The sequence below is a fragment of the Phaeobacter sp. JH20_34 genome (assembly GCF_048056095.1).
Classification (GTDB): Bacteria; Pseudomonadota; Alphaproteobacteria; order Rhodobacterales; family Rhodobacteraceae; genus Phaeobacter; species Phaeobacter bryozoorum.
Genome location: NZ_JAYMWT010000004.1, coordinates 108207 through 128586, shown reverse-complemented (window position 1 = coordinate 128586; position 20380 = coordinate 108207). Strand labels below are relative to the sequence as shown.

The 20380-nt window shown below is 63.5% G+C and carries 20 protein-coding genes; 8 read left to right on the top strand and 12 right to left on the bottom strand.

Annotated features, from left to right (window positions below):
* Positions 1–76 precede the first annotated feature (76 nt).
* Positions 77–1537 (top strand): cobyric acid synthase, encoded by a 1461-nt coding sequence (locus tag VWZ81_RS02080; protein WP_340546152.1) that lies wholly within the window; start codon positions 77–79, stop codon positions 1535–1537.
* A 62-nt stretch (positions 1538–1599) separates the two neighbouring features.
* Here VWZ81_RS02080 and VWZ81_RS02075 read toward each other — a convergent pair whose 3' ends face one another.
* From VWZ81_RS02075 to VWZ81_RS02055, 5 genes are all read right to left on the bottom strand, one after another.
* Positions 1600–2940, bottom strand: coding sequence for a hypothetical protein (locus tag VWZ81_RS02075; protein ID WP_416541924.1), 1341 nt, complete (start codon positions 2938–2940; stop codon positions 1600–1602).
* A gap of 129 nt (positions 2941–3069) precedes the next feature.
* Positions 3070–4488 carry a TolC family outer membrane protein gene (locus tag VWZ81_RS02070; RefSeq protein WP_340546154.1) on the bottom strand — a complete coding sequence of 473 codons (1419 nt, stop codon included), beginning with the start codon at positions 4486–4488 and terminating at the stop codon, positions 3070–3072.
* A gap of 139 nt (positions 4489–4627) precedes the next feature.
* Complete coding sequence (locus tag VWZ81_RS02065; RefSeq protein ID WP_340546155.1) at positions 4628–5281, bottom strand: protein-L-isoaspartate O-methyltransferase family protein; 654 nt, start codon at positions 5279–5281, stop codon at positions 4628–4630.
* Between the two features lie 105 nt (positions 5282–5386).
* Positions 5387–5902: a PhnA domain-containing protein gene (locus VWZ81_RS02060; protein WP_416539103.1), complete on the bottom strand. Its 516-nt coding sequence runs from the start codon at positions 5900–5902 to the stop codon at positions 5387–5389.
* A gap of 254 nt (positions 5903–6156) precedes the next feature.
* Complete coding sequence (locus VWZ81_RS02055) at positions 6157–6468, bottom strand: TraR/DksA family transcriptional regulator (protein WP_416535039.1); 312 nt, start codon at positions 6466–6468, stop codon at positions 6157–6159.
* Between the two features lie 244 nt (positions 6469–6712).
* Here VWZ81_RS02055 and VWZ81_RS02050 point away from each other — a divergent pair, with 244 nt between their 5' ends.
* On the top strand, positions 6713–6862 hold the full coding sequence (locus tag VWZ81_RS02050; RefSeq protein WP_340546158.1) for an entericidin A/B family lipoprotein: 150 nt from the start codon (positions 6713–6715) through the stop codon (positions 6860–6862).
* A 68-nt stretch (positions 6863–6930) separates the two neighbouring features.
* Here the strand turns inward: VWZ81_RS02050 and VWZ81_RS02045 are convergent, their stop codons facing one another.
* The gene (locus VWZ81_RS02045; RefSeq protein WP_416541923.1) at positions 6931–7170 is read right to left on the bottom strand and encodes a hypothetical protein; all 240 of its coding nucleotides are present in this window, start codon (positions 7168–7170) and stop codon (positions 6931–6933) included.
* A 542-nt stretch (positions 7171–7712) separates the two neighbouring features.
* Here VWZ81_RS02045 and VWZ81_RS02040 point away from each other — a divergent pair.
* On the top strand, positions 7713–8546 hold the full coding sequence (locus VWZ81_RS02040) for a DUF3800 domain-containing protein (protein ID WP_416541922.1): 834 nt from the start codon (positions 7713–7715) through the stop codon (positions 8544–8546).
* A 212-nt stretch (positions 8547–8758) separates the two neighbouring features.
* On the opposite strand, the gene lepA is transcribed toward VWZ81_RS02040, so the two are convergent.
* Positions 8759–10573: a translation elongation factor 4 gene (gene lepA, locus VWZ81_RS02035; RefSeq protein WP_340546161.1), complete on the bottom strand. Its 1815-nt coding sequence runs from the start codon at positions 10571–10573 to the stop codon at positions 8759–8761.
* Between lepA and VWZ81_RS02030 the strand changes: the two genes are divergently transcribed.
* The 4 genes from VWZ81_RS02030 to VWZ81_RS02015 all read left to right on the top strand — a co-directional run bounded on the left by VWZ81_RS02030 (position 10520) and on the right by VWZ81_RS02015 (position 14355).
* Positions 10520–12235: a hypothetical protein gene (locus tag VWZ81_RS02030; RefSeq protein ID WP_416541921.1), complete on the top strand. Its 1716-nt coding sequence runs from the start codon at positions 10520–10522 to the stop codon at positions 12233–12235. The genes lepA and VWZ81_RS02030 overlap by 54 nt on opposite strands.
* Positions 12236–12408: 173 nt before the next feature.
* Complete coding sequence (locus VWZ81_RS02025; RefSeq protein ID WP_027246833.1) at positions 12409–12591, top strand: hypothetical protein; 183 nt, start codon at positions 12409–12411, stop codon at positions 12589–12591.
* Between the two features lie 297 nt (positions 12592–12888).
* Positions 12889–13200, top strand: a complete 312-nt coding sequence (locus VWZ81_RS02020; protein WP_340546163.1) for a hypothetical protein — start codon at positions 12889–12891, stop codon at positions 13198–13200.
* A 189-nt stretch (positions 13201–13389) separates the two neighbouring features.
* Positions 13390–14355, top strand: a complete 966-nt coding sequence (locus VWZ81_RS02015; RefSeq protein WP_416535035.1) for a LysR family transcriptional regulator — start codon at positions 13390–13392, stop codon at positions 14353–14355.
* A 7-nt stretch (positions 14356–14362) separates the two neighbouring features.
* On the opposite strand, the gene VWZ81_RS02010 is transcribed toward VWZ81_RS02015, so the two are convergent.
* From VWZ81_RS02010 to meaB, 5 genes are all read right to left on the bottom strand, one after another.
* Entirely contained in the window at positions 14363–14803 is a 441-nt protein-coding gene (locus VWZ81_RS02010; protein WP_416541920.1) for a low molecular weight protein-tyrosine-phosphatase, read from the bottom strand.
* A gap of 148 nt (positions 14804–14951) precedes the next feature.
* Positions 14952–15422: a copper chaperone PCu(A)C gene (locus VWZ81_RS02005; protein WP_416535033.1), complete on the bottom strand. Its 471-nt coding sequence runs from the start codon at positions 15420–15422 to the stop codon at positions 14952–14954.
* 53 nt (positions 15423–15475) lie between these two features.
* Positions 15476–15832: a DUF2946 family protein gene (locus VWZ81_RS02000; protein ID WP_416541919.1), complete on the bottom strand. Its 357-nt coding sequence runs from the start codon at positions 15830–15832 to the stop codon at positions 15476–15478.
* A gap of 177 nt (positions 15833–16009) precedes the next feature.
* Positions 16010–16300 carry a 50S ribosomal protein L28 gene (gene rpmB, locus VWZ81_RS01995; protein WP_260088093.1) on the bottom strand — a complete coding sequence of 97 codons (291 nt, stop codon included), beginning with the start codon at positions 16298–16300 and terminating at the stop codon, positions 16010–16012.
* Between the two features lie 296 nt (positions 16301–16596).
* On the bottom strand, positions 16597–17634 hold the full coding sequence (meaB, locus tag VWZ81_RS01990) for a methylmalonyl Co-A mutase-associated GTPase MeaB (protein ID WP_416541918.1): 1038 nt from the start codon (positions 17632–17634) through the stop codon (positions 16597–16599).
* Between the two features lie 139 nt (positions 17635–17773).
* On the opposite strand from meaB, the gene hrpB reads away from it, so the two are divergent.
* Positions 17774–20278 carry an ATP-dependent helicase HrpB gene (gene hrpB, locus VWZ81_RS01985; protein ID WP_416541917.1) on the top strand — a complete coding sequence of 835 codons (2505 nt, stop codon included), beginning with the start codon at positions 17774–17776 and terminating at the stop codon, positions 20276–20278.
* The last annotated feature ends 102 nt before the right edge of the window (positions 20279–20380 follow it).

Here is a 20380-nt window from a genome sequence, read left to right as displayed (position 1 = left end):
GCTTTTCATGGCCCGAAAAATCCGCCATGGCTGACAGGTGACAGATCACACCAGCAACAGCGGGAAAGAGGCGGCCATGACAGCACGGGCCATCATGATCCAAGGCACCGGCAGCAATGTCGGCAAATCAATGATTGTCGCGGGGCTGGCACGTGCCTTTGTGCGCCGGGGCCTGTCAGTGGCGCCATTCAAACCGCAGAACATGTCCAACAATGCCGCGGTCACGCCCGAGGGCGGTGAGATCGGCCGCGCGCAGGCGTTGCAGGCACGGGCCGCGATGCGCCCGCCTCATACCGATATGAACCCCGTGCTGCTGAAACCGGAGACGGAGACCGGCGCGCAGGTGATCGTACAGGGCAAGCGGCGCGGCACCCAGGCGGCAGGCTCCTTCATGCGCGATAAGACCGGCCTGCTGGAGGCCGCCTTGGAGAGCTTTCGCAGGTTGGCGGCGGATGTCGATCTGGTCCTGATCGAGGGCGCCGGATCCCCGGCGGAGACCAACCTGCGCCGGGGTGATATCGCCAATATGGGATTTGCCTGCGCGGCGGATGTGCCGGTGGTGCTGGTGGGCGACATTCACCGGGGTGGTGTGATTGCACAGATCGTCGGCACCCATACGGTGCTGGAGCCGCAGGATCTGGCGCGGATCAAGGGCTTTGCCGTCAACCGGTTCCGCGGCGACCGCAGCCTGTTTGATGCCGGTCGCGATGATATCGCCGCACGCACCGGCTGGCCGTCGCTGGGGGTGATCCCCTGGTTCTGGGAGGCCTGGAAACTGCCGGCCGAGGACATGATGGACATCGCCTCGCACCGGGGGGGCGCCTGCAAGATCGTGGTGCCGCAGCTGGAGCGGATGGCGAATTTCGACGACCTCGACCCGCTGGCGGCAGAACCCAATGTCACGGTTGAGATCGTGCCCGCCGGGCGCGCCCTGCCCGGCGACGCGGATCTGGTTCTGATCCCCGGCAGCAAATCCACCATTGGCGATCTCACCTATCTGCGGGCGCAGGGCTGGGACATTGATATCCTGGCGCATTACCGGCGCGGCGGCCATGTGATGGGGCTCTGCGGCGGCTACCAGATGCTGGGGCAGACAATTGATGATCCTGATGGTGTCGATGGCCGACCGGGCAAGGTGGCCGGGCTGGGCCTGTTGGATGTGCATACCGTGATGGCGGGCGAAAAGCGGGTGACGCTGACCGAAGCGGTGACCCGCGACGGCAATCTGCCGGTCAGCGGTTACGAGATCCACATGGGCCGCACCGATGGCGCGGATTGCGCCCGCGCCTGGCTCAGCATTGAGGGCCGTCTGGAAGGGGCCGTATCGCCGGATGGGCGCGTGCGCGGCTCATATCTGCATGGTCTGTTCAGCTCGGATGCGTTTCGGGCGTCGGTCCTATCTGGTCTGGGACATGAGAGTGTCGCAGGCTATGACGACGGGGTCGAGGCCACGCTGGATGCGCTGGCGGCCCATCTGGAGGACTGCATGGATCTGGACGCGCTGCTGGCGCTGGCCGAACCGGTTCGGGGCGCATAGGCGCGATGAGCGCAGCTATGGTGCCGCCAGAGACGCGCGCCAGTGGATCGGTCGGGATCTGATCAGAGCAGGTTCTGGGCCGACAGGGCGCGGTGGATCTCGCGGCGCACCAGTTTGCGGACGTTGCGGGTGATCCGCTCACCCAGGGCGCCCTGCAACTCCTCGCGGACGATTTCAGAGACCAGCTCGCGCAGGGCCTGTTCATCCAGAATGCCCTCGTCGGCGCTGAACCCCACCAGCGCCTCCAGCGCGGTGTCGGTGACAGCGGTTTCGGCCAGATCGCGGTGACCGTCGGGGGGACTGTCAGGGGCCTGCGCCGCAACTGCGCCCTCCGTGACCTCCTCCGTGATCTCTTCCGGGTCTTCGCTGACGGGCGTCTCCTGCGCCTCGCGGTGCGAGCTATCAGCCTCTATCCCCGTCTCCGGTTCTGCGATCTGATTCTCCTCCGGGGTCTCGGCCTGCGGTGCCGAAGCGGCCAGCTGAACCTCCTCAGCGGCCTCCGCGTCACTGTCCTGATCCCCCCAGGCGAGGGTCTCCAGATCGCTGCCGGCATAGGGCGTATCGCGGGAGCCATCCGGCTCCCAGAGCACGGGGCGGGCTGAGTTTGCAGCCTCCATCTCGGCCAGTTTCTGCACCACGGCGCCCACCTTCGGGTTCAGCTGGGCATGTGGTTTCACCACAACCGCTGGCGCCTCTGTCTCGGGCCGGCGTTCGGGTGCGTGTTCGGGCCTGTGCTCAGGTGCGTGGCCGGTGGTGGCGGCCGCCTGATAGAGCGTGGCAGAGGGGTCGGTCCAGGGCGCGTCGGCGCTGCGCGCAGCAGCAGCCGGTTGCGGCGCGGGCTTGGCCGCATCAGCGGCAGCCTTGGCGGCATCAGCGGCAGTTGCGGCGGCGATACCGTTGAAAAACGCCAGATCCTCATGGCCGGGATCATTGTCATGCAGCGCCAGCCCCTGCGCGATACGGTCCTGCGGCTCATCCCAGAACTCAATCGCATCAACGGCCATCAGCGCCTCGAAACGCGCCTTGCCGGATGTCGCGGCATCAGAGGCCTGCTGCGAAACCGGTGCGGTGTCCGCGTCCTTGGCATCCTGGGTGATCGGCCTGTCAGCCACGAATGTATCGGCAGTCGGCGTATCGGCGATGGGCGCAAGCTTGTTCTCGGGGACGCGCAGGGCCGGTGTCAGAACCAGCCGTGTTACCGGCTGGCTGCTGTTGGCGCTGTCCGTTTTCGGCTGCACGCCCGTGTTGCGGTGGATCCGCTGCGGCTGGGCGATCTGGGCGGCCAATGCCACCTCGCCCCCCTTGCCAAGCCGGGGATCAGCCGTGCGACTGTCCTCGCTCACCAGACGGCGGATCGATGACAGGACGTCTTCAATTTCAGCTTGGGTAACCGGTTCGGACATTTTTGCTTATCACTCTCGCCTCTTGAGGCTGAGTGTAGCGATCTGTCCCGGTTCAGACAACCGTGTGAATTAAGCGGTTTTTAAGGAGGCCCGCCGCTGCGGACCCCCGGTCGAGCGCTCAGCGAGGTCTCAGTTCTTGCCCAGAGCGCGCATCACGCGGTCCAGATCCTTGCTGCGCTGGCTGACATGGGCCGGCGCATCCTTGACCAGATTGTAATAGAGCGTCGGATCGTAGATTTCGACAGCCAGACCAAGGTGTTCTGCGGTCAGAAGTCCCTGCGCCTGCAACAGCGCATAGGCCGCCAGCACCTGATTGGCGCGGGACTGCACGCGGTCGGTCTGGGCGTTCAGCAGCTCCTGCTCGGCTTCGAGCACGTCGAGCGTGGTTCGCGCGCCCAGCGTTGCCTCCTCGCGGACACCGTCAAAGGCGACCCGCGCGGCGCGGACGCGCTCATTCGAGGACACCAGGCTGGCGCGCGCGGTTTCCAGCGCCACAAAGGCCGCCGATACATCCTGTGTCACGCCGCGCTGGGTGGTGATCAGGGCACCGCGTTCGGCCTGAAGACGGGCAATGCTGGCACGGCGCGCCGAGGCCAGAGAGCCGCCGGAATAGAGCCGCTGTGACAGCGTCACGCTGGCGCCGGAGGTGTCGCGCGTTCCCGGCCCGCTGGCGTCAGAGGCATGGGTGGCATTGGCTCGCAATGTGACCGATGGCCCGAGGTTGCGGGTGTTGCTCTGCGAGGCGTAATCCGCAGCCTTTACCGCGTGTTGCTGCGACAGCAGGCTGGGGTGATTGCGCATCGCGATGGCTTCTGCCGATTGCAGCGAGGCCACGCGCTGCGGCAGCGGCGGCTGGCCGGCAATCGTCCCCGGCGCATTGCCAACAGCCTGAACATAGGTCGCACGGGCATTGCGCAGGTCGCCCTGGCTTTCGATCAGGCTGGCCTGCGCGCCGGCCACGCGGCTTTCGGCCAGAGCCACATCGGTCCGGGTGACTTCGCCCACTTCAAAGCGGTCATTGGCGGCGCGCAGTTCCTCGCGCAGCAGCCGCAGGTTGTTGCTGCGCAGCGCCACGGTCTCCTGTTGCAGCAGCACGTTCACATAGGCCTGGACGGCGGCAAAAAGCACCTGCTGTTCAACGTCGAGCAAGGCCTGACGCGTCGCCAGAACGGTCTCCTGCGCGGCGAGCTGGCTGAGCCGGGAGACCCCGTTGTCAAACAGCAGCCAGCTGACATCAATACCGGTAGACAGGGTCGAATCATGGTTGGAGCTGGCAATGGTGCCATTGCCATTGCGCACATACTGACGCTCTGCCCGGGCAACCCAGTCGACCACCGGACGCAGGCGCGCCACTGCGGCGGCAACGTTTTCGTCCTGCGCGCGCAGCAGGGCGCGGTTCTGTTCCAGCAGGCCGCTGGTCTTATAGGCGCCGATCATCGCATCCGAGAGATTGTCGGCAGCAGCCTGTTTCGGAGCACCCAGCAGCAGTGCCGCGCTTCCTGCGAAGACGAAGGCCTTAACCAGGTTTGCCGTCAGTTTATTGCGCATCTTAAGCCTCTTGTGATCCGGCCTACCGACGCGGCAGTGCCGTTCTGCTCTCTCTGGCGCACAGGGGTCTCAGGCGCCGATCTGTCACGATCCGCCCGGACCAAGGTCAGCGCGGATCACCTGTGAACTCTCTGACGGATCAGAGAGCGAATTCTTCAACAGCCGCAAAACCGGGCAGCACCGGGGCGCCCGCATTAAAGGCCAGACGCCAGGAGATCTGGCCGCCGGTCTTATAGCCGACTTTGACCTCTCCCAGCGGACCGGACATGAAGATTGCTGCCATCCGGCCGCCATCCTTCAGCTGATCCAGCAGCGCCTCCGGCAGGGTTTCCACCCCCCCCTCGACGATCATGACATCATAGGGGCCGTGTTCTGCGGCGCCCTCGACCAGCGCACCGGTGTGCACGATCGCATTGTCGGCGCCAACGGCCGACAGCTGGCCCTGCGCTTCGCTCGCCAGGGTCTCGTCTTCCTCGACGCCGATCACCATCTGCGCCACCCGCGCGATCACCGCAGTGGAATAGCCCAGACCGCAGGCCACATCGAGCACCAGCTCATCCGGCTGCACGTCAACCGCATCCAGGATCTTGCCCAGGGTGCGCGGCTCCAGCAGCACCCGACCGGGTCCGATATCCAGATTGCCATCGGCATAAGCCGCCTCGCGCTGCGCATCGGCAACAAAGGCTTCGCGCGGCACGGCCAGCATGGCTTCGATGATCGGGAACTTGGTGACATCCGACGGGCGGATCTGCGTGTCGACCATCATGCGGCGACGTTCGGCAAAGTCAGTCATATGCTAAACTCATCTGTTCAGTCAGTTGCTGTGGTTGTGCCACATCCGGGACAGGGCGGCAACGGGCGGGCGCGCATTTCTGCTGCGTTGTGGCGGGTGAGACGCCTATTTCTTTTTCACGAATTTGGTCAGGATGACGATGCGCTGCCCCTCGACCCGGCCTTCGATATGTTCGGGGTTGTCGGCAACAAGGGAGATATTGCGCACGGCGGTGCCACGTTTGGCGGTAAAGCCTGCGCCCTTCACCGGCAGATCCTTGATCAGCACCACGCTGTCGCCATGGGCCAGCGGCGCGCCATTGCTGTCGCGGTGGGCGCCGGGCTGAGGTGCCGCATCGACCCAGGCGCGCGTGTCCTCGTCAAGCCAGAGCTGATCGGAGAGATCCCGCGCCCAGTCCTGATCCGACAACCGCGCCAGCAGACGGGCCGCCAGCACCTGAACCGCCGGCGTTTCTGACCACATCGCTGAGGACAGGCAGCGCATATGTGCGGGATCCGGATCGCCCGTCACCTGCGCAGCGCAGGTCTGGCAGATGGCAACCTCGTCCAGCTGGCCCTCGGGGGCGCCAGCGACCTCATGGGTGACAAGCGGCGTTTCGGCGGCACATAGGGCGCAGGACATCGGCAAAGCTCCTTCAGGACAGGGTTGCCCCTGCTTTAGGCGAGCGGACCGACAAAGAAAACCGCGAAAGAAAAGCGCCCGCGTGGAGGCGCGGGCGAGTTGGGATGCAGCACGGAGACCTGCTGCGGGTCCACAGGGGAACGGGGGTACTCGTAAACGCAAACTTGCGGAGGCGGGGGAATGCGGGCTCGGTTGGAGGTACCCGGCCTGCATTTCCGGCCTGCATCTCCGGCCTGTATCGCCGGCGCGGGCGGCTAGCCTGCGCAGGAGGCGCAGAACGGCGTGGTCGGATGCTCGCGCAGGTGGCTGTCGGTGATGCGATCACCACAGATCTGGCAGTAGCCATAGGAGCCTTCGTCAAGCCGGGCCAGAGCGCAGTCGATATCCCGGCGCAGTTCCAGCCATTTGCGGCTGAGCAGCGCCTCCGACGGCTGCGCGACTGCCGGGCTGGCGCGGCGCGGCGTCATCGGTACGACGTTGCCCGCGGCATCCGCGAAAGCGGCGCCAACGGCAGGCAGGCCATTGCGAAGATGTGTCAGTATGTCTTTCTGAGCGGCGTGGTTCATTGAGAAATCCTCCCCGGATCGGTGACAGGTTGTGCTGACGAAAATTGATCGACCCGACTCAACCTATGCGGTTTTGACCGAAAGTGGTACTCACCGGATATGGGGGATGGGGTCGGCGCGGGCGACGGGCAGCCGGGGCGGCGGCGGTCGTGAAAATGCCGCCGATATATCGCCCCGCAAACCACTGGAACGCGCGCCGCGCGCTTGCTATCTGTTGGGCAAGATCGACCACGGGAGACATGCGATGATCCGAACCGCCCTGACCGCCCTCGCCCTGACGGGCGCGCTGTTTGGCCTGACCGCCTGCGAAACCACCAAAGGCGCCGGCCGCGACATTTCCAAAGCCGGCCAAGCCATCAGCGGCGCCGCACAGGACGTGCAGAACAGCTTCTGACGACGGGATGCGAAAGATGTGGAAACGCCCGGTTTGCCGCCGGGCGTTTTTGTTTGCCCTGCGGGGCCTCAGATGCCGAGCATCGCCTTGGCCTCGGCCAGGGTCTGAACCGAGGCATCATGGTCGCCCGCGTCATGCAGGCTCTGCCCCTCGTCGCGCAGCTCCTGAACGGTTGCCAGATCCGCCTCCGACAGTTCGGTGCCCGCGGCAAGTGCCGCGTCGATGGCGGCAATGTCGGCAGGGCACTGCCCGGCCAGAAGCGGCGCGGCCAAGAGGGTGATCGCGGCGGCCAAAGTCAGCTGTTTCATGGTGTTCTCCTCCCCAGATGAACGGGGTGGAGGATAGCACGGAACGGGTGCGGTTTCAGCGGGTTGGTGCGGTGAGGCCGCGGATGGGCGGAGAGTGGCGCATGGGGTTTGGAGAGGAGCGGCGGTTGGCCGACAGCGTAGGGCGAGACTGCCAGCTTAACGGAGTTTGCCCGACATCAGATCGCACGCGGAGGGCAGCGCCCGGCCCGGCGGGGTGGGATGCGAAGCGCCCGCGTCTTTCTATTGGCTTCGCCAGTTCAGCCCGAGCCAACAATCGATGCTGACGTGAGATCTGTGCAAGAAAGCGCAGAGTCTCGCTCCCCCCCTGTAGGCACAAGTGCCTACAGGGGGGGAGCCCAAAAGTCCAACAAAAATGCACAGATTCATGGACGCAACAGCCAGAAACAACTATAGCCACCCTAGGGTGGCTATAGGATTTGCCGCCTGCAGTGCAGTTCGGCCTTTAGCATTTGCTACAAACAGCATATGGCGTTTGCGACCACTACTGTCAATGAAAACTGGAAAAACTAGGTAAACGAGCGGTGAAAATTTGCTACATTGATGAAGCTGGGTGCACCGGCGGCCTCCCGACCACTACATCTAGTATCCAGCCCACCCTGACAATCTCGGGAATTTTCTTAGACTACTCAAAACTTCATCAGTTAACCACCGACCTAATCGAGTTGAAGCAGCGATTCTTTCCAAAACTTCTTCCGATCACAGCGACGCATCTAGACTGGATCAAGGCTGAAGTTAAGGGCTCTGACCTTCGAAAGCGAGCTTGCTCCGGTAGCCGCAGCGATACAAGACACGCATTTGGCGTTTTGGACAAAACTACAACCCTAATTGACAGGGCTGAGGCAAAACTGGTTGGCAGAGTTTGGGTCAAGGGAATTGGAAAGGAGATGAAAGGCATCCCAGTGTACACCTCCTCAATCCAATCAATTTATTCGGATTTCCAGAGATATTTAACAGAGACAAATGACTACGGGTTCGTTGTTGCGGACAGCCGTGTTCAACACCTCAACACTCAGGTTGCTCATTCTATTTTCACACAAAAATTCAAGGGGACAGGTGACGCTTACGACCGCATCATCGAACTCCCTGCGTTTTCGCATTCAGACAACCACGCTGGGCTGCAAGTATCAGATCTACTCGCATCTGCTTTTATTACGCCGATTGCTATTAACACCTACTGCGAAGGCCACCTAACATCCGTGCATGTAAGGTCGAAGTATCACCTCATCAAAGACAAGTACCGCACATGGCTCAAGGGCTTACAGTATCGCTACAAAGAGGCCAGCGGGCGCAGCCGTGGGGGGATTATCGTTTCAGACTCCTTAAGCGCCCGTCCTGGCGGGGAAATGTTCCGATAGTACGAAACATCCCTGAATCTCCATAAATGCAGGGGGCTAATAAGCAGGAAGTGAGAAAAGCTCCCCCTAGATAGGGGATTCAGGCCCAAAGTTACAATCGATTGCAGAGATGCTGCTCAACCTGACAAGCACGGCAGAACACGCCGGTGCGGGCACGCAGTTGGCTGCGCCAACCGCTTTCGCTCGCCCGCCCGCCTTGAAAATGGCCAGCTTTAGCTGTCCATTTTCAAGGCGGAAATGAACGCTTCCTGCGGGATGTCGACCTTGCCGAACTGGCGCATCTTCTTTTTACCGGCCTTCTGCTTGTCCAGCAGTTTGCGCTTCCGGGTGGCGTCGCCGCCGTAGCATTTGGCGGTCACGTCCTTGCGCAGCGCCGAGAGGGTCTCGCGCGCGATCACCTTGCCGCCGATGGCGGCCTGGATCGGGATCTTGAACATGTGGCGCGGGATCAGGTCCTTGAGCTTTTCACACATGGCGCGGCCCCGCAATTCGGCGCGGTCGCGGTGCACCATCATCGACAGCGCATCCACCGGCTCGTCGTTGACCAGCACCGACATCTTGACCAGATTGTCCTCGCGATAGCCGGTCATCTGGTAGTCAAAGGAGGCATAGCCCTTGGTCACCGATTTCAACCGGTCGTAGAAGTCGAACACCACCTCGTTGAGCGGCAGGTCATAGACCACCATGGCGCGGGAGCCGGCGTAGGTCAGGTCTTCCTGAATGCCGCGACGGTCCTGGCAGAGCTTCAGCACATCGCCGAGGTATTCATCGGGCACCAGAATGGTCGCCTTGATGCGCGGCTCCTCAAGGTGGTCGACCTTGGACATATCGGGCATGTCGGCGGGGTTGTGCAGCTCGATCATCTCGCCCTCAACGCCTTCCTTGCCCTTCATATAGACATGGTAGACCACGGAGGGCGCGGTGGTGATCAGCTCGATATTATATTCGCGTTCGATCCGGTCGCGGATCACCTCAAGGTGCAACAGACCAAGGAAGCCGCAGCGGAAGCCAAAGCCGAGGGCCGCGGAGGTTTCCATTTCAAAGGAGAAGGACGCGTCATTCAGCGCCAGCTTGTCGATGGCGTCGCGCAGGTCTTCGAACTCGGAGGAATCCACCGGGAAGAGACCGCAGAACACCACGGGCTGTGCCGGTTTGAAGCCCGGCAGGGCGACCTCGGTGCCGTTACGGTCATTGGTGATGGTGTCGCCGACGCGGGTGTCGCGCACCTGTTTGATGGACGCGGTGAGGAAGCCGATCTCGCCTGGTTCCAGCTGGTCCACCACCTGCATGGCCGGGCGGAACACGCCGATGCGGTCCACATGGTGCAGGGTGCCGTTCGACATGAATTTGACCCGCATACCCTTTTTCAGCACGCCGTCCATGATGCGGACCAGAACGATCACACCGAGATAGGCGTCATACCAGCTGTCCACCAGCATCGCCTTCAGCGGCGCGTCGCGGGTTCCGGTTGGCGCGGGGAGTTTCTTCACGATGGCTTCGAGCGTCTCGCGGATGCCCTGCCCTGTCTTGGCGGAAACCCGGATCGCCTCGGAGGCGTCGATGCCGATCACATCCTCGATCTGTTCGGCGACGCGGTCACAGTCAGAGGCCGGCAGGTCGATCTTGTTCAGGACCGGCACGATTTCATGGTCGGCGTCCAGCGCGTGATAGACATTGGCCAGCGTCTGCGCCTCAACCCCTTGCGAGCTGTCGACCACCAGAAGCGAGCCTTCGACCGCGCGCATGGAGCGGGAGACCTCATAGGCGAAATCGACGTGACCGGGGGTGTCGATCAGGTTCAGCACATAGGTCTCGCCGTCATCGGCCTTGTAGTCGATGCGGACGGTGTTGGCCTTGATGGTGATGCCGCGCTCGCGCTCGATATCCATGGAGTCGAGCAGCTGCTCCTTCATATCGCGGTCCTCAACCGTTCCGGTCTCCTGAATGAGCCGGTCAGCGAGAGTGGATTTGCCATGGTCGATATGGGCGACGATGGAGAAATTGCGGATGTGAGCGAGGTCTGTCATGCAAGGGGATATGATTTGGTTTTAGGGTTTGGTCAAGCGGGCGCTGCAGGATCAGATCAATCATTTTTATCAGCTCAGGTCATGGACAGCAAAGTGAAAGCAGATTTTGAAGAAGAGCTCTCCGAGAGACTATCATCACTGTCAGCGCGAGACAGACAAGCTATCAGCGTTAGAGCTGCTCTCCGAACTCTACCAATGCTCTGGAACAACCTCGGCCCCGACCCCCAAGTTGCGGAACCAAAACTACTGCTACTTGCCTGCCGCACGTTAATCATGGCCGCGGTTGAAAGCACTAAAAACGAGCACGCGGAAGACGGCATACAATATGCACGCAAGAAGACTGCTGACTTTGTAGCGCCACGCTTTCAAGCCGTCCGCTCTTCCCACACACCTTCTTTCAATGATGCTGGTGACGCTTATTTCTTTTGCCTTTGGGCAAGCGCTGAAGACAATGGAATCTCTACCGCCAAAAGCGTTTCCTACTCTGCTAAGTTTCTGGAACTCTTCTCTAGATCCGGAGGGAACTCACTCATGCAGTCTGTCGCTACGGATCTTAGCGCGTTGGAGGCCAGTAACAAAAATACGAACGACTCTCGGCTATTCGCAACCCATCTATGGGGCAGCGGATTGGAGAACTTGGAACTGGCCAACTCACTGATGTACGCGCGGTCAAGATTCATTGACTATCTTGTCGCTAAAGACGCTTGGTACTTTTGGCACGAATGGTACGACGGCTTTCAGAAGGGGACCCCCCTTGACTGGGAACTGCAACGCCGGATTGCCCTGATCGACGATGCGATCTGGGACGCTGGCCCAGAAACGGTCGCTGCCGAAATCGAGCGGATCAAGGCTGAATTCCTCGCTGAAAAACTACCATTGGCCGAGACCATCGAGCTGAACCCGGAGACTGGCAAGTTCCGCGCGGTGCCGATCCCGGTGGAGAATGCCCCCTATATGTCCGCTCTGCTGTCGCAGATCGGCGACGCACTGGAGGATTGCCTTGGCGGCCATAACGGGCTGTCGGACCATTCGGGCGATGTAAAAAAGCTCAACCGGGTGCTGACCAAATACAGGAACGATCCGCAGAACGCGGAGCTGACGCTGACAACAGTCGCCGGCAGCCTGCGGCGGCAATTGATTGAGACCAGAGAGCTTCCGCCGAATGAGGATAACCACGCCCTTCTCCACACTGTAGAGGAAGGCGTGCGCGGCATTCGGGCCAATCACCCGGACGTGGCGGCGAACCGCGAACAGCTTGCAAGGCAGGCGTTCAAAACGCTTGCACTAGAGGAAAAGCAGGTGCTGGAAGAAGCCTTGCCCATCCTTACAGCGATCAGCGAGGCAGAGCTTGCGGAAGATTTCGCGCAGGATATTCCAGAACTGATCAACGATGCCACATTGCCGCTGGCAAATGGCGCGCCCCCTTTGCCCGGCGCGGATGCGGCAACACGGGTGTTCAGCCGTGTTTCCAAGATGGCCTTGTTGAAAGATCAGTATGACACGGTCACACGCAAAGGTGCCGAATGGTTCGACAGCGACACTCGAAAGACAGTGCAACTCGCTGGCTTGGTAGGTGGTGGTGCAATTGCGGCAGGGGTCAATTTTGGCCCCAAGTTGCTTGAACTCGTAAAAATTGGCCTGCGCCTGCTCGGTGTTCTCTGAACAGGCCCCCGCCCAGTCCCAAGGTCAAACCGCGCCTGCCCTCCCCACACCGCCAAAACGCCGCAAATTCGTCTGGCCTCCTGCGGGCGGGTCGAAAATACGCTATACTGTGGCCATTCCGCGAGACGCGCGCCCCCGCTGCGGGGGATCCCACTGCTCAGGAGGACACCGAAATGGATGCCATCAGAACTGCCGAATATGCCCGAGCGCTCTATTCAGCGCATGGGGACAAGGCCGAGGCCGAAGTGGCGCAGAAAATGCGGCGTTGTCAGGAGGCTGGCAAAACCGCCGAGGCCGAGGACTGGAAGTCGGTCCGCCAGATGATCCTGTCCCTGCGCGGGCCAAATCAGTCCTGACCTGCGCCCGCTGGCCGCTCGGTCGAACAGCTGCCCGAACGGGGGGCCGGACTATCGGACAGGGCCGCATCGCCATAGCAGATCACCAGAGGGGCCGGCGCCCGATGGGCGCGGCGGCGGCTGGGCTGTGCCCGGGCCGCGGCGGAGGCCCTCTCGCCCGTTGGCGGGTTTCCGCCGAGGGCTAACCAGCTGTTTACCTAGATTGAAAGCCTCCGCCGCTTGCGTCATAGTCCCGGCACACGCGGGCATCAGACCCGTTCAGATCAGAGCACTTGCAGATTTCTAGGGACAATGAAGATGAAGCTACTGCTGACTGCCACGCTATGCGCTGTGATGATCACCGGTGCGATGCCTGCCCCCGTCGACGCCGGCGCCATCGAGAAGGCCTGCCGCCAGTCCAACCGCGCCGCAGCCTCGCCGTCACTCTGCCGCTGCATTCAGTCGGTGGCCAATGCAAGCCTCAACCGCAGCGAACGCAAGACCGTGTCGAAATGGTTCAGCGATCCGCATCAGGCCCAGGTCGTGCGCCAGTCGAGCCGCAGCTCGGACGAGCGGCTGTGGAAACGGTACAAATCCTTCGGTGAAAACGCAGCCCGGGTCTGTAGCTGATCCGCTGCGGCGGGGTGGGTTCATCACGTCCAACCCGGCGCCCGGATGACACCGGGTGACATCGGATAAGACGCCCCGCAGGCAGAGGCTATCACGGACCGCAGCTGAGCAGACGATGCGCATCGCCCCTCCCCTTTCCCATCGACGGGACGCAGAACGGCGCCCGCACCATCAGGCAGGACCGCAGATATGTTGATGAAAGGGGTGACGCTGCGCGGGCTTGAGGTGTTCGAAGCGCTGGCCAAGACCGGGTCGGTGGCACAGACGGCCGCGCTCACCGGGCTGAGCCAGCCTGCGGTCAGCCAGCAGCTGCGCAATCTGGAAAGCGCGCTGGGGGCGGAGCTGGTCAACCACGGCCGCCGTCCGATGGTGCTGACCCCGGCGGGGCGCAATTTCCTGGCGCGGACGGAGGCGGTGCTGACCGAGCTGCGTCTGGCGCAGAGCGAATTGAGCGTGGTTGACCTCAACCACCTGTCGACGCTGTCCATCGGTCTGATTGATGATTTCGACAATGATCTGACCCCGCGTCTGGCCACCACGCTGGCCGAGAGCCTGGTCAACTGCCGTTTCAAGATGATCACCGCAGGCAGCCACGACATTCTGGACGCACTGGACGCGCGCGAGCTGCATATTGCCGTGGCGGCTACCTCAGGCGCGCTGCGCGAGGGGATCACCGAATACCCGCTGGTGCGCGATCCCTTCATGCTGGTGGCGCCGCGCGGGATGCTGCGCAAACCGGAGGCGGAGATGGATATCCTCAGCGCCCTGCCGTTTCTGCGCTATGAGAGCAGCCAGCTGATTTCGCAACAGATCGAGGCCCATCTGGCGCGCCAGAAGCTGCTGTTTGAGGAACGGTTCGAAATCGGCTCGCATCTGTCGCTGATGGCGCTGGTGGCGCGGCGGATCGGCTGGGCGATCACCACGCCGCTGGGCTATATGCGGGCTGGCCGGTTCCATGATGAGATCGAGGCCTTTCCGCTGCCCTTTGGGGCGTTTTCGCGGCGAATTTCGCTGTTTTCCAGTGCCGATTGGGCCGACCGGGTGCCGCGCGACGTGGCGCAGACGATGCGGCGGCTGGTGCAGGGCCATATGATTGACCCTGCGGTGCACCGCCTGCCCTGGCTGGCCGGTGAGCTGAAGGTGCTGGAGGACTGAACCCGCCTTAGCGTAATGTTCTGGCCAGCCCGGCTGCGGCGGCTTCGATCAGATCGAGGCATCCGTCAAAGTCGCGGGTGTAATAGGGATCCGGCACGTGATCGGCGCCATGATCCGGGGCGTAATCGGTGAACAGCCTGACCGGCGTCGTGGCTCCCTCGGGGCGCAGCGCTTCGATATCGGCGAGATTGTCGCCATCCATTGCGATGATCAGATCAAAGCGGGCGAAATCCTGTGGTGTGAACTGACGCGCGCGCAGATCCGACAGATCAATCCCCCGCGCCCCGGCTGCGGCCTGCATGGCGCCATAGGGCGGCGCGCCCACATGGTAGCCTGCGGTGCCGGCGCTGTCGGTCCCGACATGAGGGCAGAGCAGTCGAAACACGCCTTCGGCGGCGGGGGAGCGGCAGATATTGCCAAGACAGACAAAGAGAATGTTCTGCGTCACGGATGCGGCCTTTGCTGGATGCGCCGCGATTTGGCGCGAGGGGAGAGGCCCATGGTAACGCGCCCGCAGAAAAAGAAAATGGCCAGCCCAAGCGGCGGTCTGCGCGGGCTGGCCAAAAAAGGGCTGTGGTTTCAGATCAGACGGGCGATCAATGCGAGTGTTTCATCGCACCGTGATCTGCCTTGCGCTCCAGATCGACGGGCACGGTCACGGTGACCTCACCGGCCTTTTCGAACACGAGGGTAAGATCGACCGTATCGCCATGCTCCAGCGGTCTGGTCAGCCCCATCAGCATCACATGATCGCCGCCACGTTGCAGCATATGGGTGGCACCGGCAGCAACGGCAAAGCCCTCCTCGACGTGCAGCATCTGCATGACGCCGTTTTCGCCTTCCTTATGGGTGTGCAGCTGCACCAGCTTTGCGGCGTCGCTGCTGGCTGCGATCAGGCGGTCGTCGCTGTCGGAGGCGTTTTCGATCATCATGAAGGCAGCGCCGCTCTTGGCGGCTTTGGAGGAGACGCGGGCGTAGCTGTCTGTCACGGTGATGTCGGCGGCAAAGGCGGCACCGGCAAAACAGATGGCAGCGACGCTGGCGGCAAAAGTGGTCTTGAAGGTCATTGGTCGTGATCCTTGATACGTAGGCTTCGGAATTCGGGTCTGGTGGAGCGCGCTCAGACCACGCGCAGAGGCACCAGTTCCGGTGGCCCACGGGCCCAGGCCGCCAGCCGCACCATAGGCAGGATCGCGACGGATTCGCCCAGATCGCGCGTCAGCTGTCGCGGCAGGGTACTCCGCGCCGGAAGCGGCAGCGACAGCGCAAGATCGGCGGTGAAGGTCAGGCATTCGGGGCAGTCCATCGGCGGCGAGACCGGCTGGCCGTCGCTGTCGATATAGACCATCACCGGCCCGGTGCCGGTACAGATCACCATCTGCCCCGTAGCATCGCGCATACCAGCCTGCGCGCTGACGCCGGTGACGGCCATCAAAGCGATCAGGGCCAGAGCCAGATATGAACGCAGCAAGGTCATTGTGCCGCGAGATATGCGCCCGCGACCGCGCCGCTGCAAGGCGAAAAAGGGACGCAGGCAAAGCAGGCGAGACAGGCCAGCAGGCACGCCAGTGGCACACATGAAAACGCCGCGCATGAGGGTCATGCACGGCGTTTCGAAATCTTGTCCCTGCCCGCTGCGGGCCGGGTCTGGCGATCAGGCCTCGGCGGCTTGTGCCTTGGCGATCTCTTTCTTGACCTTCAGCGCTGCGGTGGACAGCTCTTCGTCCTTGGCTTTGGCCAGGAATGCGTCCAGACCACCACGGTGATCAACGGTGCGCAGAGCAGCCGCGGAGATGCGCAGCTTGATACCACGACCCAGAGTCTCGGACTGGAGGGTCACGTCGTTCAGGTTCGGCAGAAAGCGACGTTTGGTTTTGTTGTTGGCGTGGCTGACATTGTTGCCAGTCATCGGGCCTTTTCCGGTCAGTTCGCAACGGCGCGACATAGGTTCATCCTTCGTATCTGGGGCGCCCGTGGATCATTGTTCGAATCGAGCACCAAATTACAAGGGGCGCGGCCATTGGCTGCGCCCGAAAACTGGTTGGATGCGTTTAGGAGGAATCGCGTGCAGGGTCAAGCCATATGAAACGGATTTATGGGACAACCCGTGCACAACCTCCCAGCGGGCTGTTTCAGCACCCAAGGTCTGCGCCCTCATAGCCTGTCTGAGGCGCGGACTCCAGCGTTTATCACAGCATCTGCGCCTGCCGCAGCATCCCCTCCCGGCAGCCGGTGCGGACCTCAACCGACGCCCAGCCCGGCCAGCAGATCCCGGGCCGCCGCCGCCGGCGTGATCTGCCCTGCTGCCACATCTTCGGAGAGTTCCGCCATGCGGCTCCGCGCCCAGGGGGTTTCCAGCCGTGCCAGCAGCGCCTGACGCACATCCTCGCCAAACCAGTAGCGGGCCTGTTCGGCGCGGCGGCGCTGCCAGTGGCCATTGGCGCGACGCCAGTCGGCCAGCGCCTGCATGTCGTCCCATGCGGTCTCCAGCCCGTCCTTTGTCGCGGCAGAGACCATCAGCGCCTTGGGGAAGCCATCGGGATCCTGCGGACGTTTGCGCAGCAGGCGCAGCGCCCCGGCATAATCGGCGCAGGTGCGGGTGGCGGCCGGTTTCAGATCGCCGTCGGCCTTGTTCACCAGAATGATGTCGGCCATTTCCATGATGCCGCGTTTGACGCCCTGCAATTCGTCGCCCCCCGCCGGCGCCAGCAGCAAGAGAAACAGATCGGACATTTCCGAAACCACGGTTTCTGACTGCCCGACCCCGACGGTTTCGATCAGCACCACGTCAAAGCCCGCCGCCTCGCACAGCGCCACAGCTTCGCGCGAGCGGCGCCCAACGCCGCCCAGATGGGTCTGGCTTGGCGAGGGGCGGATAAAGGCGTTTTTTTCACGGCTGAGATGTTCCATCCGGGTCTTGTCGCCCAGAATCGATCCGCCCGAACGGGTCGAGCTGGGATCAACCGCAAGCACCGCGACCCGCAGGCCTGCCGCGATCAGCATCATGCCGAAGCTTTCGATGAAGGTGGATTTCCCCACCCCCGGCGTGCCGGACAGGCCGATGCGCAGAGCCTGACGGTTTTCGCGGGCCAGACTGTCCAGCAGGCGGGTGGTGGCCTCGCGGTGGTCGGCGCGCCCGCTTTCCACCAGCGTGATCGCTCGGGCCAGGGCGCGGCGTTCGCCATTCAGGATCCGCGCGGCCAGATCGTCGATATCCAGCGGACCCCTGCGGTCTGCCGTTGTGCCGCCTGTTCCACCGGAATTGCCTGCTGCTGCCATGGTGGCCCTCTCCCCGCTCCTAGGTTTGGGCATTGATGGCGCAGCCGGGCGGCGCTTGTCCAGTGAACATCCGTCGCAGGAGGACAAAGCCGGTGCGCTCGGCGCTGGACCACGCCCGCGCCATTGGCGATAAGGCGGCATGACCAGATTGCCCATTGATGACGCCCTGCCCGAACTGATTGCCGCCCTACAGCGCCAGAAACGCGCCGTGTTGCAGGCCCCGCCGGGGGCAGGCAAGACCACGCGGGTCCCGCTGGCGATGCTGGAAGAGCAGCTCTGCGAGGGGCGGATCATCATGCTGGAGCCGCGCAGGCTGGCAGCGCGGGCCGCGGCGGAACGTATGGCCGACACGCTGGGCCAGCCGGTCGGCGCAACCGTCGGCTACCGGATCCGCGGCGAGGCCAAGGTCAGCGCCGAGACCCGGATCGAAGTGGTGACCGAGGGGATCCTGACCCGGATGCTGCAATCGGACCCTGATCTGCCGGGTATCGGCGCGGTGATCTTTGACGAATTCCACGAACGGTCGCTCAATGCCGATTTTGGTCTGGCGCTCTGTCTGGAGGTGGCCGGAGCGCTGCGCGACGATCTGATCCTGCTGGCGATGTCTGCCACATTGGATGCCGCACCCGTCGCCGAACTGATGGCGGCGCCGCTGATCACCTCCGAGGGGCGCAGCTATCCGGTAGAGACCCGCTGGCTGGACACTCCCCTGCCCGCCGACAGCCGCAGCGGACGCGGTCCGAGGCGGCTGGATGCGCTGGTGGATCTGGTGCTGCGCGCAGAGGCGGAGACACGCCCGCCCGGATCCGGCGGCAAAGGCGGGTCCGAGGCCAAGGGTGGCGGCATTCTGGTGTTCCTCCCCGGCGAGGGCGAGATCCGCAAGGCCGCTGCCGCGCTGGCGACCCGGCTGCCGGGAGATTGCGTGGTGCGTCCGCTATATGGCGCGCTCCCCTTTGCCGAGCAGCGCGCGGCGATCCAGCCGGATCCTGTGGCGCGCAAAATCGTGCTCGCGACCTCGATCGCGGAAACCTCGCTCACCATTCAGGACATTCGCGTGGTGGTGGACATGGGGCTGGCGCGGCGCAGCCGGTTCGACCCCGGTTCCGGCATGTCGCGACTGGTGACCGAGCGGGTGACCCGTGCCGAGGCTACCCAGCGGCAGGGCCGTGCGGGCCGTGTTGCAGCTGGTGTTGGGTATCGGTTGTGGACCAAGGGCGAGGATGGCGCGTTGGCCGCGTTTCCGCCGCCGGAGATTCAGGCCGCCGACCTTACCGCGCTGGCGCTGGAACTGGCGCTCTGGGGGGCGGATCCGGGCGATCTCCCGTTTCTGACGCCACCGCCAGATGGCGCCCTGCAGGAGGCGCGCGCCTTGTTGCGGATGCTCGGGGCGCTGGACGACGAGGGGCGGATCACCCCCCATGGCAAGGCGCTGGCCCGGCTGCCGCTGCACCCGCGCCTGGGGCATATGCTGGCGCGCTTTGGCGCTGATGCGGCACCGCTGGCGGCGCTGCTGGCGGAACGCGACCCGTTGCGCGGCGCGCCGGTGGATCTGGCGCTGCGGCTGGAGGCCCTGAGGGATGCCAAGGGGTTTCAGCGTCGCCGGAGCTATCAGCTGAACCTCCCGACGCTGGAACGCATCAAGGGCGAGACCAAGCGGCTGGCCCGGCAGGCGCGCGGTGGGGCGTCCTCTGCGTCGGCAAGCGCTGCGGTGATGGCCGCCACCGCCTATCCCGACCGGATCGGCCAGCGCCGCAAGGGCGATGCGCCGCGCTATGTGCTGTCCGGTGGCAAGGGCGCGGTGCTGCCGCCCGAGGACAGTCTGGCGACGACGCCGTTTCTGGTGGGGCTCGACAGCGATGGCAACCCGCGTGAGGCGCGGCTGCGGCTGGCCGCACCGATCGCCCTGTCGGAGCTGCGCGCCGAATTTGCCGATCAGATCAAACCGCAGCTGACCTGCGCCTGGTCCAAACGCGACCGCCGGGTGGTGGCGCGTCGTCAGCAGTGTCTGGGCGCCATCGTGCTGGAGGATCACATCTGGAAGGATGTTCCGGCGGAGGCTGTGGCCACGGCGATGCTGGACGGCGTGCGCGAACTGGGCCTGCGGCTCAGCGGTGCGACGGCGCGGTTTGTGGCGCGGGTGCGATTGTTGCAGGCCGATGGCGAGGATCTGCCGGATTTCAGCGAAGAGGCTTTGCTGGCGACGCTGGAGGATTGGCTGCTGCCGATGCTGGACGGGGTGCGCAGCGCCGAGGACTGGAAACGCTTTGACCTGCTGCCTGCGCTGCGCGCGGCGCTCAGCTGGGAGCAGACGCAGCGGCTGGACCAGCTGGCGCCGCCGCATTTCACCACGCCGCTGGGGCGTCGGGTGCCGATTGATTATGCCGAGGAGATCCCGGAAATCTCCGTGCGCCTGCAAGAGATGTTCGGGGTCACCCGCCACCCTACTGTGGGTGGCGTGGCGCTGAAGGTCTCGCTGCTGTCACCGGCGCAGCGGCCGATCCAGATCACCCGCGATCTGCCCGGTTTCTGGTCCGGCTCTTATGCCGATGTGCGCAAGGATATGCGCGCCCAATACCCCAAACACCCCTGGCCCGAGGACCCCACGCAGGCGGATCCGACCCTGCGCGCGAAACCCCGGAAATAGCCAAAACTGATGCCGGAACGCGTGATTTCCCCGCGAATTCACGGAATTTTGCGCCTCTTTGGCGCAAAAACCCGCCGTTTCGCAATCTCGGCCTCTTGAATT

What these genes read in the sequence shown, in the direction of transcription:
- VWZ81_RS02045 (WP_416541923.1), bottom strand. Translation starts at nt 7,170, where the DNA reads ATGAAACAGCTGACTTTGGCCGCCGCGATCACCCTCTTGGCCGCGCCG.
- rpmB (WP_260088093.1), bottom strand. Translation starts at nt 16,300, where the DNA reads ATGTCGCGCCGTTGCGAACTGACCGGAAAAGGCCCGATGACTGGCAAC.
- VWZ81_RS02025 (WP_027246833.1), top strand. Translation starts at nt 12,409, where the DNA reads ATGGATGCCATCAGAACTGCCGAATATGCCCGAGCGCTCTATTCAGCG.
- VWZ81_RS02060 (WP_416539103.1), bottom strand. Translation starts at nt 5,902, where the DNA reads ATGTCCTGCGCCCTATGTGCCGCCGAAACGCCGCTTGTCACCCATGAG.
- VWZ81_RS02020 (WP_340546163.1), top strand. Translation starts at nt 12,889, where the DNA reads ATGAAGCTACTGCTGACTGCCACGCTATGCGCTGTGATGATCACCGGT.
- hrpB (WP_416541917.1), top strand. Translation starts at nt 17,774, where the DNA reads ATGACCAGATTGCCCATTGATGACGCCCTGCCCGAACTGATTGCCGCC.
- meaB (WP_416541918.1), bottom strand. Translation starts at nt 17,634, where the DNA reads ATGGCAGCAGCAGGCAATTCCGGTGGAACAGGCGGCACAACGGCAGAC.
- VWZ81_RS02065 (WP_340546155.1), bottom strand. Translation starts at nt 5,281, where the DNA reads ATGACTGACTTTGCCGAACGTCGCCGCATGATGGTCGACACGCAGATC.
- VWZ81_RS02080 (WP_340546152.1), top strand. Translation starts at nt 77, where the DNA reads ATGACAGCACGGGCCATCATGATCCAAGGCACCGGCAGCAATGTCGGC.
- VWZ81_RS02015 (WP_416535035.1), top strand. Translation starts at nt 13,390, where the DNA reads ATGTTGATGAAAGGGGTGACGCTGCGCGGGCTTGAGGTGTTCGAAGCG.
- VWZ81_RS02070 (WP_340546154.1), bottom strand. Translation starts at nt 4,488, where the DNA reads ATGCGCAATAAACTGACGGCAAACCTGGTTAAGGCCTTCGTCTTCGCA.
- VWZ81_RS02005 (WP_416535033.1), bottom strand. Translation starts at nt 15,422, where the DNA reads ATGACCTTCAAGACCACTTTTGCCGCCAGCGTCGCTGCCATCTGTTTT.
- VWZ81_RS02075 (WP_416541924.1), bottom strand. Translation starts at nt 2,940, where the DNA reads ATGTCCGAACCGGTTACCCAAGCTGAAATTGAAGACGTCCTGTCATCG.
- VWZ81_RS02000 (WP_416541919.1), bottom strand. Translation starts at nt 15,832, where the DNA reads ATGACCTTGCTGCGTTCATATCTGGCTCTGGCCCTGATCGCTTTGATG.
- lepA (WP_340546161.1), bottom strand. Translation starts at nt 10,573, where the DNA reads ATGACAGACCTCGCTCACATCCGCAATTTCTCCATCGTCGCCCATATC.
- VWZ81_RS02050 (WP_340546158.1), top strand. Translation starts at nt 6,713, where the DNA reads ATGATCCGAACCGCCCTGACCGCCCTCGCCCTGACGGGCGCGCTGTTT.
- VWZ81_RS02055 (WP_416535039.1), bottom strand. Translation starts at nt 6,468, where the DNA reads ATGAACCACGCCGCTCAGAAAGACATACTGACACATCTTCGCAATGGC.
- VWZ81_RS02030 (WP_416541921.1), top strand. Translation starts at nt 10,520, where the DNA reads ATGGTCGATATGGGCGACGATGGAGAAATTGCGGATGTGAGCGAGGTC.